This is a genomic window from Tenacibaculum sp. 190524A05c (assembly GCF_964036595.1).
Taxonomy (GTDB): domain Bacteria; phylum Bacteroidota; class Bacteroidia; order Flavobacteriales; family Flavobacteriaceae; genus Polaribacter; species Polaribacter platacis.
Window position 1 is genome coordinate 3,007,304 of record NZ_OZ038523.1, and the last position, 15,052, is coordinate 3,022,355.

General features: G+C 32.5%; 11 protein-coding genes. 8 read left to right on the plus strand and 3 right to left on the minus strand.

Annotation, left to right across the window (positions count from 1 at the left end):
* Nucleotides 1-2: 2 nt before the first annotated feature.
* Genes arsS through ABNT61_RS13170 form a run of 3 tightly spaced genes read right to left on the minus strand, consistent with a single transcriptional unit; the run spans nt 3 to nt 2,165 of the window.
* The gene (gene arsS, locus ABNT61_RS13160) at nt 3-1,055 is read right to left on the minus strand and encodes an arsenosugar biosynthesis radical SAM (seleno)protein ArsS (RefSeq protein ID WP_348743571.1); all 1,053 of its coding nucleotides are present in this window, start codon (nt 1,053-1,055) and stop codon (nt 3-5) included.
* A gap of 7 nt (nt 1,056-1,062) precedes the next feature.
* Nucleotides 1,063-1,398: an arsenosugar biosynthesis-associated peroxidase-like protein gene (locus ABNT61_RS13165; RefSeq protein ID WP_095074706.1), complete on the minus strand. Its 336-nt coding sequence runs from the start codon at nt 1,396-1,398 to the stop codon at nt 1,063-1,065.
* A 56-nt stretch (nt 1,399-1,454) separates the two neighbouring features.
* Nucleotides 1,455-2,165: a DUF547 domain-containing protein gene (locus tag ABNT61_RS13170; protein ID WP_348743572.1), complete on the minus strand. Its 711-nt coding sequence runs from the start codon at nt 2,163-2,165 to the stop codon at nt 1,455-1,457.
* 189 nt (nt 2,166-2,354) lie between these two features.
* Between ABNT61_RS13170 and ABNT61_RS13175 the strand changes: the two genes are divergently transcribed.
* From ABNT61_RS13175 to ABNT61_RS13210, 8 genes are all read left to right on the plus strand, one after another.
* Entirely contained in the window at nt 2,355-3,284 is a 930-nt protein-coding gene (locus tag ABNT61_RS13175) for a polysaccharide lyase family 7 protein (RefSeq protein ID WP_348743573.1), read from the plus strand.
* Nucleotides 3,285-3,299: 15 nt separating this feature from the next.
* Entirely contained in the window at nt 3,300-5,633 is a 2,334-nt protein-coding gene (locus ABNT61_RS13180; protein ID WP_348743574.1) for a polysaccharide lyase 6 family protein, read from the plus strand.
* Between the two features lie 51 nt (nt 5,634-5,684).
* Nucleotides 5,685-7,907, plus strand: a complete 2,223-nt coding sequence (locus ABNT61_RS13185) for an alginate lyase family protein (protein ID WP_348743575.1) — start codon at nt 5,685-5,687, stop codon at nt 7,905-7,907.
* 14 nt (nt 7,908-7,921) lie between these two features.
* Nucleotides 7,922-8,272: a cupin domain-containing protein gene (locus tag ABNT61_RS13190; protein ID WP_348710459.1), complete on the plus strand. Its 351-nt coding sequence runs from the start codon at nt 7,922-7,924 to the stop codon at nt 8,270-8,272.
* A gap of 306 nt (nt 8,273-8,578) precedes the next feature.
* On the plus strand, nt 8,579-11,686 hold the full coding sequence (locus ABNT61_RS13195) for a TonB-dependent receptor (RefSeq protein WP_348723205.1): 3,108 nt from the start codon (nt 8,579-8,581) through the stop codon (nt 11,684-11,686).
* Nucleotides 11,687-11,697: 11 nt separating this feature from the next.
* On the plus strand, nt 11,698-13,116 hold the full coding sequence (locus tag ABNT61_RS13200) for a RagB/SusD family nutrient uptake outer membrane protein (protein ID WP_348743576.1): 1,419 nt from the start codon (nt 11,698-11,700) through the stop codon (nt 13,114-13,116).
* 17 nt (nt 13,117-13,133) lie between these two features.
* On the plus strand, nt 13,134-14,132 hold the full coding sequence (locus ABNT61_RS13205) for a PKD domain-containing protein (protein ID WP_348741066.1): 999 nt from the start codon (nt 13,134-13,136) through the stop codon (nt 14,130-14,132).
* Nucleotides 14,133-14,150: 18 nt separating this feature from the next.
* Nucleotides 14,151-15,050, plus strand: a complete 900-nt coding sequence (locus tag ABNT61_RS13210) for a polysaccharide lyase family 7 protein (RefSeq protein WP_348743577.1) — start codon at nt 14,151-14,153, stop codon at nt 15,048-15,050.
* Nucleotides 15,051-15,052 lie beyond the last annotated feature (2 nt).

Below are 15,052 nucleotides of genomic sequence, written 5' to 3' on the forward strand. Positions count from 1 at the left end.
ACTTAAGCTACAGTTCCTTGACAACTACTTCCTGCTCCAGCAGTACAACCGTAACAATGTTGGTTGATAATGATATTACGTTTACTCAACAATTCTTCGTTGTATTCTGAAATGTGTTTCACCTTACTAGCAACTTTCAGATTCAGCATTTGGTTAAAATCACAATCGTATAACCAACCATCCCAACTCACAGAAAGTGTATTGGTACACATTACATTTTGAACGGCCATAGGATTATAAGCTTCTACTAAAGCGTACATATAATCTTCATAGTTTTCAGAAGCAATTAAGTAATCTAAAAATCTACTAATAGGTAAGTTAGTAATTGCGAATAAACTATTAAACACAATATCAAAGTCTTCTAATAAGGCTTTTTTGAAATCACTTTCTAAGGCAGCTTGATCACCTGGTAAAAATGCTCCTGATGGATTATAAACAAGATCTAATTGTAATCCTGAACCTTCTTTTCCGTAACCAACATCATTCAACATTTGTAATGCTTTGATAGATTTATCGAAAACACCATCACCACGTTGCTTATCTGTTTTTCCACGTGTCCAGTGCGGCATAGAGGAAACAACATGAACATTATGTTTTTTAAAGAACTCAGGTAGATCGTAATATTTTTTATTCGCACGAATAATAGTCAGATTCGATCGTACGATAAAATCTTTAATTCCAGCTTTTGAAGCCTCTTCTACAAACCAACGGAAGTTGGGATTCATTTCTGGAGCTCCACCAGTTAAATCTAAAGTGTGTGCACCAGTTTTTTTAATTACCTCTAAACACTGATTCATGGTTTCTTGAGTCATGATTTCTTTTCTATCAGGACCAGCGTCTACATGACAGTGAGCACAAACTTGATTACACATGTAACCTAGGTTTATTTGGAGAATTTCTAATTTCTTAGGCTGTAAAGGAAATTGATTTGTTTCCTTAATTTTTTCAGCAAACGTGGGTAATTCGCCATCCTTAAAAATTCCATTTGATAGAATTTCTAATTGACGCTGTGTGTTTGCTAAATCGTTATTTCTTGCTAAAAGCGATTTCTTCATTGATCTATTACATTTCTAATTTGTTCACTTTGTTCATCATTTGAACACCGTGAACTAAGGTAGCACCACTTTTAATTGCTGCTCCAACGTGAATAGCTTCCATCATTTCTTCTTTTGTGATCCCACGTTGTAAACCATCTTTTGTATACGCATCAATACAATATGGACATTGCTCTGTATGTGCTACGGCTAGTGCTATTAAACTTTTTTCTCGAGCTGTAAGTGCTCCTTCTTCAAAAACTTTCCCATAATAGTCGAAGAACTTGTTTCCAAGTTCTTCACTCCATTCTGTTATTTTACCAAACTTTCTTAAGTCGGAAGGATCATAATATGTTTTAGACATGTACTTTCTTTTATGTTTTATACTGAACTTGTTTCAGTAAAATGAGAATAAAAATACTATTTTCCGTTCAGATTCCAGTCATATGGTAAATGATGAATTTTAGCATCAGCATCTACAGGTTCGTTTGCATATTTGTTAATGTAGTCAATAACAGAACCTTTTTTAGTGAAATCTCCCTTGAACCAATTAAAGATTTCAGAGATATGAATTGTACTCTTTTTCTTTAATTTATTACGCTTAGGATCATTAATAAATTGCTTCATTAATTTTTCAAGTTCACCGTCTATATTGCTAGCAGTAAATGCTTTATTATGTAACTTCGGACAAGATCCTGAAGCACAGTTTACACCTACGTGAATTCTTGGGTCGAATAATTTCTTACGTAAAATATTATGTTCAATATGGTCTAACGTGTATGTTTTTCCACCTACAACTGCGAAAGGAATTTTCCATGCGCTTTTCCCTTTCTTTTTAATTTTCATGATACTTTTAACTGGATAGTTATTTAAGATCAATTTAATGGTGTAGGCGTTATATGCATTAATCCAGAATGCCATTTGCTTATTTTTTGACCAAGATGAACTTGGAGATGTTTTTTCTAAATAAGCGATATAAGTATCTAATGTAGCTTCATTTTTTTTCAAAGCTTTATAGTTTACATTTCCTTTAGCATCAACATGCTTACTTAATAAACTATTAAATACACTCGTTTGAGCCGATACAGTTACAGATATAAAAAGGGCAATAATTGGGATTAATTTTTTCATAATTATCTTGATTTGTGGATTTAGACGCAGATACATTTTAAACTTTACAAAGAATATTCCAAAAAGTTGAATTGAGTCGAATTGATTGTGTTTTTCCTGAACAGTAAAACTTCAATTTAAAGAATTCTGATTTTATTTATAATATTTTTATATATTTGGTAAACCAAACTGGTAAACCAATTTTAATTTATGAATCGTTTTTACCGAAAAGATACTACTTTATCTATTGTTTTATTTACGATTATATTCGTTTTTATCTCTTGTGGAAGTGACGAAGTAATTCAGGATAATTCTACGGATGGTTCTTCAGATAATCCTGTAGAAGATCCAGCACCTAGTTTTGCGGATATCAATTTCTCAAACTGGAAAGTTACCTTACCAGTGGATGAGAATAATGATGGAAAGCCCGATGAATACAAACCTAAAGATTTAATGGGTTTTGGATATCAAAATTTAAATTCGGTAAAACCATTTATGTATGATGATACTGACGACACATCTTTAGTGTTTTATACCTACCAAGGAGGAGCAACGACTGCAAATAGCAATTATCCAAGAACTGAATTAAGAGAACTAATTGTACCGGATAATTCAAAAATCAACTGGACACTTAAAGATGGTGGAGAATTAAAAGGAAAGCTAAAAGTCACTGAAGTTTCAGTGGATAATGATACTAATAATGATTATCACTATGTAATTGTAATGCAAATTCACGGAATTATTTCTGTTCAAGATATGCAGACACATGGATTTTCATCTAATAATGGTCCACCTTTAATTAAAATTTATTGGAAAGATGGTTACGTTTGGTCTCACAAAAAATCTTTAGTAAACGAATCAACTGAGGGAGACGATTTACTTTCTACAAGCAGTTCAATTTGGTCAGACATTAAAGTTAATTTAGGTTACGTAGGTTATGAATCTTTTGATTTTCGTATTACCGCTTCTGATGCCAAAATTGAAGTTCAATTGAATACTAATGAACCTTATGTTTATGAAGATGTAAGTCTTGAAAAATGGCCATTTGAAAATTATTTCAAAGCAGGTAATTATCTTACTACTCTTGATCCAAATGCTTATTCATACGTGAAGTATTATAATCTTGAGGTAACCCACTAAAACTAAAATCTAAAAATGAATCTTAAAAAATATATTGCTCACCTTTTCATCTTATCAATTGTAGTTGCATGTACTACTCCAAAAGATGATGTTACTTTAGTTCAAAACAAAGAGGAACTCAAAACGGCAATTAAATCTGCAAAACCAGGAACAACAATTGCTTTAGCTAATGGTATTTGGAAAGATACTGAGATACTTTTTCATGCGGAAGGTTTAGAAGATAATCCTATAACGCTTACTGTTGAAGAAATGGGAAAAGTATCTTTAGAAGGGCAATCATATTTAAGAATTGCGGGAAGACATTTAGTTGTAAAAGGATTGGTTTTTAAAAATGGATATACTCCAACCAACGAGGTAATTTCATTTAAAAAAGATAAAAAAACCTTAGCCAATAATGTTCGATTAACAGAATGTGTTATAGACAACTTTAGCAACCCTGAGCGACACGAACCAGATACTTGGGTGGCCATATATGGAAAAAATAATAGGATAGATCATAACCACTTATTTGGTAAAAAGAACCGAGGAGTAACTATGACTGTTCGATTGAATACAGTGGAAAGTCAGCAGAATAATCATAAAATAGATCATAATTATTTTGGGCCTCGACAAAATTTAGGTTCTAACGGAGGTGAAACTTTACGTATAGGAACAAGTCATTATTCAAGAACAAATTCCAATACACTAGTTGAAAACAATTACTTCGATAGATGTAATGGTGAACACGAGATTATTTCAAATAAGTCGTGTCAGAATACCTATAAAGACAATGTCTTTTATGAATGTTCTGGTACACTTACTATGCGACATGGAAATGAAACGTTAGTTACAGGAAATGTTTTTATTGGAAACAATAAGCCAAGTACTGGAGGAATTCGTGTAATTAATGGACAACAAACTGTTGTTAATAACTACGGAATCGGATTAAAAGGATATCGATTCAGAGGTGCTTTTGTTATCATGAATGGAATTTATAATTCTCCAATTAACAGGTATGATCAAGCCAAAGATGCAGTAGTTAAAAACAATACATTTATCAATTGTGATCATATTCAATTGTGTGCTGGAGCTGATGCTGAAAGAAGTGCGCCGCCGATAAATTCAGTAATGGAAAACAATATTTTCTATAATGAAAAGAAGAAGAACATTTTTACTGTTTATGATGATATTAAAGGAATTACATTTAAGAACAATTTGTTAAGCGAGAATAGTACTCCTATTGTAAAAGACGGTTTTTTTAAAGAGAAGTTGTTGTTTAATACAAATGCACAAGGACTTTTAATTCCGAATATTAGCGATGATAAAGTGGGCGCAGTTTTACCGAATAGTATTGTTACTAAAGAGGAAACAGGAGTTTCTTGGTACGATAAAAAATCAAAAACAGCACTTTTAAATTCTGGAAGTAAAATTCAAGTAGATGCTGGAGTAAATACTTTGTTTGATGCCGTTGTGAATTCTAATCCTGGAGATATTATTGAATTGACTTCAGACAAGCCATACACATTATCAAAAACACTTCCGATTAAACATGCATTGAGTTTTGTTGGTACATCTAAAGAAAAAGCGAAAGTCTTCTTTGAAAAGAAATCACTTTTTGAAATTCAAAATGGTGGAAGTTTATCATTATCTAATATAAAATTTGATGGTGAAGAATGCCCTGATAGAACAGGCAACTCAGTAGTGACAACTAGCAAATATTCAATGAATAAGAATTATAAACTATTTGTAAATAATTGCGAGTTTAAAAACCTCGATGTGAATCATTCATTTGATGTAATTCGAGTGTATAAAAATACTTTTGCAGATACAATTAGTATTAAAAATTCTAAGTTCAATACGGTATCTGGACATATTGTGGCTTTGGATAAAGAGACTGATGATATCGGGATTTACAATGCGGAATATGTGATTATGAAAAATAATAGTTTCTCAAACATCGGAGGAGTTGCTTTAAGATTACACCGCGGAGGTAAAGATGAAAGTACTTTTGGTCCGTTTTTAGAAATGGAACATAATGTTTTAGATAATGTTGGTTTCAACAACCGTAATAAGTATAGTGCAGCAGTTTCTTTGTATGGTGTTCAAGTGATTGGTGTTCAAAACAACATATTCAACAATACAAAAGGAATGAATATGCACTTGGTTGTTGGAGAGCCAATTGTAAATATTACGAATAATAATTTCTATAAATCTAATGAGGTAAACGTAACTGGAGATCAAAAGTATAATTTGAGTAATAACTTCAGTCAAAATCCAACGTTTACAGAAACTTATGCTTTGCCAGAGTTATCATCTTTAAAAGGAAAAGCGACTGATGGTAAAGATCTTGGGTTAATTTTCAATAAATAGCATATTTTGAGAAATTATATTGTACTTCTAGCTCTTCTTAATTTTTTGTTTTTGAGTTGTAATGTAAATCAAAGCGAGAGTAAAGATCTCAGTGGGAATGAAAATGATAGTCATCCTAAATTAATACTCACTAAAAAAGGAGTTGAAGAAATCAGATCTCATTTGGGAAAACTTCCTCTGTTTGATGCGTCATTAGAAAGAGTCAAGAAAGAAGTTGATCAAGAAATTGAACTCGGTATTCAAGTTCCTATTCCTAAAGATTATTCAGGAGGATATACTCACGAAAGACATAAACGTAACTTTTTAATGCTTCAAAAAGCTGGAGTTTTATATCAAATATTACAAAACGATAAATACGGAAATTATGTAAAAGACATGCTTTTTGCTTATGCGAAGATGTATCCTACACTACCAATTCATCCAAAACCAAGATCCTATGCAAGAGGAAAATTGTTTTGGCAATGTTTAAATGATTCAAATTGGCTGGTATATGCAAGTCAAGGATATGATTGCATTTATAATTTTCTTTCTGAAGAGGAGCGATCGGTTCTAGAGAATGATTTATTTAAACCGTTTGCAGATTATATTTCAATTCAAAATCCACAGTTTTTCAATAGAGTTCACAATCATAGTACCTGGGGAAATGCAGCCGTTGGTATGATTGCTTTGGTGATGAATGATGATGCTTTATTGGATAGAGCTTTATATGGAATTAAGAATGCGGCATTAGCTTCTAACGCTAAAGATAATGACGGAGGATTTATAAAAAATAAAGAAGGAAAAGCTGGTTATTTCGCAAACTTAGAAGAGCCATTCTCCCCTGATGGATATTACACGGAAGGTCCGTATTATCAGAGATATGCCATGTATCCATTTTTGATTTTTGCTGAAGCTTTACAAAATGTAAAACCTGAATATGAAGTATTCAAGTTTAAGAATAATGTTTTATTAAATTCTATTGACGCGTTATTACAATTAACTGATGCAGATGGAGAATTTTTTCCGATTAATGATGGTCAAAAAGGGATGTCTTATTATTCAAGAGAATTAGTAACTGCTGTTGATGTGGCTTACGCATATGGAGGAAATAATTCAGGGTTATTGTCAATTGCTAAAAAGCAACAAAAAGTAACTTTAGACGATGCAGGATTAGCAGTTGCATTGGCAATTAAAGAAGGAAAAGCAACACCATTTGAAAAGAAATCTGTGAATCTTTCTGATGGATCAAAAGGTGATGAAGGTGGAATTGGAATTTTAAGGTACGGAGATGAGGCTTTGACCTTAGTTTTTAAATATGCAGCTCAAGGATTAAGTCACGGTCATTATGATAAACTATCGTTTTCTTTATTTGAAAAAGGAGAGGAAGTTTTACAAGACTATGGTTTAGCACGATATGTGAATGTTGAACAAAAAGGAGGAGGTAATTACTTAAAAGAGAATAAAACTTGGGCGAAGCAGACGGTTGCTCACAATACAATTGTTCAAGATGAAACTTCTCATTTTAAAGGAAAATATGAAGTAGGAAGTAAGCATCATTCGGAACTTCATTTTTATGATGTTGATAATTCAGATGTTCAAGTCATAAGTGCAACCGAAAACAATGCGTATCCTGGATCGGAAATGCATAGAACTCTTGCTGTTATAAAAGATAAAAAGTTTGCTAAACCTTACGTATTGGATGTGTTTAGAATAACTTCAGATCAACCACATCAAATTGATTTACCGTATTACTATTTCGGTCAACTTATTTCAATGAATTTTGATGTTAATACATCATTTTCATTACAACCATTGGGAAACAAAAATGGATATCAACATTTATGGTTAGAAGCTACAGGAACAGTAGCAACAAAAACAAGTCAATTTACATGGTTGAATAATAATAAATTTTACACTATTTCGTCAAATACATCAAAACAAGATGAATTATTGTTCGCTCGAATTGGAGCGAACGATCCCAATTTCAATCTTCGAAATGATCCTGGACTTATAATTCGCAGAAAAAATGTAAAACAAACAGTTTTTGCAACTGTAATCGAATCGCACGGAACGTATAGTCCTGTTTCTGAATTTTCAGTAAACGCAACAAGCAATATTAAAGAAGTTCAAGTGGTATATGATTCTGAAGAGTATACAGTGGTTCAGATTACTAATATTGAAAATGAAGTTAAGACTTTAATAATCTCAAATAGAGATGCAAATAATCAAACAAAACATAGTTTAAAGGTAAACAACAAAGAATTTAGTTGGGTCGGACCTTTTTACTTTAAATAAAACACAAGGTAATTATGGAAAAAACATTTGGAACAAGTTCAGAGTTTCTTTTTGGAGATAAAATCGAATGGGAAACAGTTGGAGAAGGAGTAAAAAGACAAATCATGGGTTACGATGACAAAATCATGTTAGTAAAAGTTCATTTCGATGAAGGAGGAATTGGCTATAAACATGAACACTATCATTCGCAAGTAACTTATGTGGAGAGTGGAGAATTTGAATTTAGTATTGGCGAAGAAACTAAAACGGTAAAAGGCGGCGATTCTGTTTACATTCCGCCTCATGTGTTACACGGAGCAATTTGTAAAAAAGAAGGCGTTTTAATAGATGTTTTCAGTCCAATTCGAGAAGATTTTATGGAGTAGTTATAATTCTGGCTAAATATTTAAGAAATATTTAATTTTTTAATCAAAAAATTTGGATATAAAATATTATTGGTTAAATTTGGTAAACCAATCTGGTAAACCAATTTGTTAGCTGTTTGAATTAACAATAAAAAAGGATAGGTGGCACCCTATCCTTTTTTGTAAAGCTTCAAAAATTATGAAGCGAATATTTATAAATCTTTATATATAAATAACAAACCAAATATACTAAATAAAATAAAGATTTATGGTTAGCACAAGTGTTTATATGAGATAAGTGTATTAACATAATGTAAACTTTAAATTATGGATTTAAAATTCAAACTAACATTGCTACTCGCATTGTTAATGAGCATTGTAACAAATGCGCAAAGTACGTTTTCAGTTAGTGGAACTGTAACTTCTGATGCGGATAAACAAGCTCTTCCTGGTGTTTCAATTTTAAATGTGAAAACAAAAAAAGGGGCTAGTACAGATTTTGATGGGAAATATTCAATTTCCGTTTCATCAGGAGATGTGTTAGAGTTTTCGTTTTTAGGATTTAAAACCAAAAGAATCACAATTACTAATCAAACAACTGTAAATGTTGCGTTAAGTGAAGACTCAAATACTTTAGACGAAGTAGTTGTAGTTGGTTACGGAACGCAAAAGAAATCACACCTTACGGGTGCTATTTCTAAAGTTAAAAATGAAAAGCTAGATCAAATCGCAGTATCCAGAATTGATGATGCTTTAGTTGGTCAAGTTTCTGGTGTTCAAATTGCAGCAACAGAAGGAGAAGCGGGTTCAGACCCTACAATTCGTATTCGTGGTATCGGTTCTATTACAGGAGAACTTAGTCCGTTAATTGTTGTTGATGGATTAGTTGTAGATAATGATTATTTAAGTGCATTAGACATGAATAGTGTCGATTCATTTGAAATTTTGAAAGATGCGGCTTCTACAGCAATTTATGGGTCAAGAGGAGCAAGAGGTGTGATCATGATTACAACAAAACAAGGTAAAGATGGTAAGCCAAAATTTAGCTACAATACATTTTCTGGTTTTAAAACAGCCAGACAAAGTGATGCGTATTATTTAACTGTAGCAGAAACTGCAGCTGCTGAATTAGCAGCAACAGGAACTTTATCTGATAGAACAAGATATAAGCAACTTATTGGAGTTGATACGAATTGGCAAGACATTATTTTTGATGGGGGAATCATAACAAATCACTCTTTTAGTGTAAGAGGAGGAAGCAAGAATACAAAGTATAGTGCTTCATTGAACTATTTACATGATGAAGGAGTATTATTAACGGATGATTTTAAGAAATACAATTTCAACTTAAAGGTTGATACAAAAGTTAGTGATAAATTAAGCTTAGGATTTAGAGTAACACCAACGTTTACAGATCGTAGAAGATTCGATGGTTCAACTCATGATATCTTAAGACAACCTTCTTGGTTACCAGTTTATTTAGATGAGAATACAATTCAGTTTGTAAACAGATTTAGAGACAACGGAAAATATGCAAACGTTCAGGTTGGTGACTATGCAATTCAAAGAATGTTTGATGATTATGATTTAGTGAACGGAATGCCAGATGATGGTTCTGACGGAACAATTAGTGGAACAGATATCAGTAATACGTCAAATACAAACCCAGCAGCGAAAGTGTTGGAAAGAGATAGAACTGATGATAAGTTTAAGATTTTCGGATCAATGTTCGCTAAATATAAATTCAACGATTGGTTATCGTTTAGAACATCGTTAGGTGGAGATTTCCAACATACAAAAAACAGAAGATGGCAAGGTGTAGAAGCACACAGAAATGGTGCTGCAAATACGCAATTAGATTTAGCAAATACCAACAGATATCACTTCGTAACAGAAAATTACTTTACAATAGATAAAGCATTTGGAGATCATGAAATTAGTGCTGTTGTAGGTATGGGAGCTGAAAGCTGGAGAACTGAAATCAATGCTTCTTCAGGAGGAGGATATACTTCAGATTTAATTCAAACATTATCAGCTGCAGATCCTACTACAATTACATCATTTTCACAAGATTATGAAGAGCGTTTAATCTCATATTTCGGAAGATTAAATTACTCATTTAAAGATGGTAAATATTTGGCTTCTTTAAGTTTAAGAACAGATGGTTCTTCTGTATTTGGTCCAAATAATAAATATGGTTTCTTTCCAGCTGCTTCAATTGGTTGGGGATTACATAAAGAAGATTTCTTGAGTGAGGTTGATGCAATTAAAACACTTAAATTAAGAGTAAGTTATGGTGTAACAGGAAATAAAGACTTAAGAACATTTCCAAGAAATTTCCAAGTTGAAAGTTATCCATACTTAGCTTTATTAGGACCAAGTTCTGCTGTTTTTGATGGAGGAACTTTATCAAATGGAATTAACCCGTTAAATGTTGCAAATCCTGATTTAAGATGGGAAAAATCAATAGAGTTTAACCCAGGTATTGACTTTGGATTATTTAATAATGTAATTACAGGTTCTTTCGATTATTACATTAAAAGAAGTGAGGATTTAATCATTGATAATCCTATTTCATATACAACAGGTCAAGCTAGTTCTTTAATTAATATTGGTCAGGTTGAAAATAAAGGTTTTGAGGTAGAATTAAGATCTAGAAACATTGTTAACGAAAACTTCAGATGGACGTCAACGTTAATTGCATCTAGAAACGAAAATACATTATTAGATTTTGCGGATTCGAATGGTCAAATCCAAAATGTAGATTCTAAAAGAGCAGCTGAGTGGATTAACTTAGTTGGAAATCCAATCTCATCTTTCTACGGTTGGGTTGTAGATGAAGAAATTCCTTTAGAATTTATAAACGATCCATATCACCCGATTGGAGCACAAGCACAAGATGTTTATGTAAAAGATTTAAATGGGGATGGTATTATTGATGATGATGATAAAACTATTCTTGGAGATCCATATCCAGATTTAGTATGGAGTTTCGCAAACAATTTTAATATTGGTAATGTAGATGTAAGTTTTATGTTCCAAGGAAGTCATGGTGCACAAGTAAGAAACATGGGAGATCAATATATCTATAATCACTTTAATAGTGCTCAAGATTACATTTCTGCAACTACACCAAACCAAGAATTTATCAGAGAGAAAATTTTTACGAATCATATTATTCAAGATGCATCTTATATCGCATTACGTAACGTAAATATTGGGTACAACTTCAACTACGATTTATTAGATAGAGTAGGTTTAAGTAGTGCTAGAGTTTATGTAACAGGACAAAATTTACTGTATATAACTGCAGATGATTATACTGGTTTTAATCCAGAATCTATTAATACAACAGTACCGGGAACTTATGGTTATCAAAGAGCAGGGTCACCAGTTTTTAGTACAGTATCTCTTGGTGTAAATATTGAATTTTAAAAACACGAACTATGAAGACATTAACCAAAATAATATTAGCTGTAATTACAGTATCGTTTTTCTCGTGTAGTGACGATTTTTTAGAACCAGTTCCTTCTTCAGTGTTGTCTGACGCGAATTACTTTAATACACCCGAAGAAGTTGAAACTGCTGTTATTAATATTTATGATGGAATTCAAGGAGTAAATTCTACAAGTACTAATGATAATCATGGTATTATGTATGAATTCTATCTAACAGAAATGAGAAGTGATAATACCAGAACAAAAGCTAGTGAAGGTGAAGCTGCTCAATTTGAGAATTATAGTATTACAACAAACAATGGAATTGTTCAAGATTATTACGCGAGCTTCTATAATGTAATTTATCGATCGAATATTGTTTTAGCCAATTTAGATGTTGCTGGAAGTTCAGCTGCTGCTTTTGAAGCTGAAGCAAAATTCACAAGAGCTTACGCTTATTTTAATCTAGTACGATTATTTGGAGATATTCCTTTAATTGATAAAATTATCTCTCCAGAGGATAAATTAACGGCTTATACTCGTGTTCCAACTTCAGATATTTATGAGTTAATCGTTAGCGATTTACAAACTGCGGTAAGTGGTTTACAAGATGGTTCAAAATATAGAGCCTCTAAAGCTGCGGCTGAAACTTTATTGGCAAAAGTGTATTTAACTTTAAATAGATATAGCGAAGCACAAACTTTATTAGAATCGGTTATGAATCCTGGAAGAGGATTTGCTCTAGAAGCTAATTTTAAAGATGTGTTTTTCAACGAAGGAAATAATGAAATAATTTTCGCAATCGGTTATGTTGGAGATACAACTGATAGTCAAAACTTCTCGGCAGAATGGTTAAACGCTGTTGGTAGAACAAGTGGTGTAAACTATGTTACAGAAGAAGCAAGATTAGCTTTAGATGCATTAGGAGGAAACAGAGCGATGTATTCTTACAGACAAGATATTACGCAGCCTTCTCAATATCAAGTGGTAAAATATATTCCTGATGGAGATACTAATTTAGGAATAAATCCAACATCTACAGATCCAACAAAAGCAGGAAATGACTGGATTGTATTACGATATTCAGATGTATTGCTTATGCATGTTGAAGCAATTATGGCAGGTGGATTATCAACTACAAGTTCAAACGCATTATCATCTTTTCAGTTAGTGCGAGATAGAGCTGGTTTAACTACTCCAGTTGCAAGTATTTCTAGACAAGAATTATTAGATGAAAGAAGAGTTGAGTTGGCATTTGAAAACCACAGACTTTTCGATTTGATAAGAATGGGAGAAGCAGAAAGCACATTAAGTGCCTTCTCAAATGCAAACGGATATAGTTTTACAAATACAGATTTGTTATTGCCTATTCCTCAAAGAGAAAGGAATTTAAGTAACGGATTACTAGGTCAAAATCCGGGGTATTAATTTTTAAACAAGTAAAAATGAAAAATTTAAAAACAAATAATGTAAGTGTTTTTGCTAAGTTTAAAACCTTACTTCTAATTGTAGCACTGAGTTGTTTCAATTCATGTGATGATAACGAACTTCCAGAAGCTGGTTCTATTCCAGATTTAACTCCACCAAGTGCTTTATTTTCTGCATCTCAAGGTGAAGGAGCTGGAGACGAATGGAAAACAGTTTTCTTTTCAAATCAATCGAATAGTGCAACATCATATTCATGGGATTTTGGAGACGGAAACATGTCTACAGATTTTGAGCCCTCAAATGAGTACAGCGGCGAAGGAACCTACACAGTTACACTTGTAGCAAGAGATAATTTAGGTGTTGAAAGTACTTTTACTGATACAGTTGAGGTTACACAACCACCTGCACCAACAGTTCCAGATCCAACATTAATTAATCCAGATTTTGATAAACTTCCAAAGTCATCAGGTTCAGATTGTTCTTGTTCGGCTTGGATTAACAAAAGTTTAGGTGATCAAGGAGAATCAAGTTCAGGAAATGGAGGTTCAGATAACGTAGTAAAGTTTGATAATAACGAACCAGATCATGTATATCAAGAATTTGAAGTAGTACCAAATGCAGATTATACAATTTCTGTAGTGGTTTCATTCAAAAGCTTAGTGAATAATACACCTCCAATGGATGCGATGTTTGAGATTAGAGTATTAGCCGGGTCAGGATATGTGAGCGGATATACGCCAGCTTACTTTACAGATTCAGCTAGTTATCCTCAAGATGATTTTGGGTACACGACAATTGCTCAAGTGGAAGACGCAGCAAATAATCTGTTAACAGAAACTATAACTAATCCAAGTGACGACAGTTACATCACATATACCTACACATTCAATGCAGGTAACAATACAAGTGTTGCCTTATTTATGAGAGGTATTGGTGGAGCTGCAACAGGAAACTTTGGATACAATAGTGGAGACGAAGAAATTCGTGCAGATTCAGTAGTAATAACAGCAAACTAAATTTTAGAATAATTGAAGATGATTTTTAGGTACTTTGTATTTTTAGTTTTTAGTCTTTTACTATCAACAACTGTTGTTAGCCAGTCGACTAATGATGCTAAGTCAATAAAGAAAGAGAAGAAAAAGAAGAGGAGAAACAAGAAGTATAGAGTACCTAAAATTGATTTAAGCCATTGGAAGGTAACATTACCAATAGCGAATGAGAAAGGAAAACCTTTCGAAATTGAACCACCAGAAATAAACAATTTCGCCACAATTGAAGAGGCAAAACCATACATGTATATTGATTCTACAAGAGGAGCAATTGTTTTTCATGCGATGCCAACTCAAACTACAACTAAGAATACAAAATATTCAAGGTCGGAATTAAGAGAACAAATGAAACCTGGAGATAACCGAGTAAATTGGAAATTTTCAGATGGTGGAAACCTTAAGGCTAAAATCGCAATTGATGATATTTCAAGGAAAAAAGATGGTAAATATCACAAAACAATTATTCTTCAAATCCATGGTAGGCTGTCAAACGAACAAAGAGATTTAATTGGTGAAGACGATAACAATGCTCCGCCAATGTTAAAAATTTATTGGCAAAATGGTAAAATAAGAGTAAAAACTAAACAACTAAAAAAACTAAACGCTTCTTCAACTGAAATTTTACATGAAGATGCTTGGACAGACGATAAAGGACACACTTTTAAAGAGAAAGTGGGGTTCGGTAAATTTACTTTAGAGGTGAAAGTTTCTAAAGGTAAAATGGTAGTAATTCTAAACAATAATGAATTTAAGGTTTATAAAAACATTCATATGGAAAAATGGGATGTTTTCGAGAACTATTTTAAAGCAGGAAATTATTTTCAGTCTCGAGATATAGGATCCTATGCAAAAGTGAGGTTTTATAAGCTTGAGGTTAGTCATTAAAA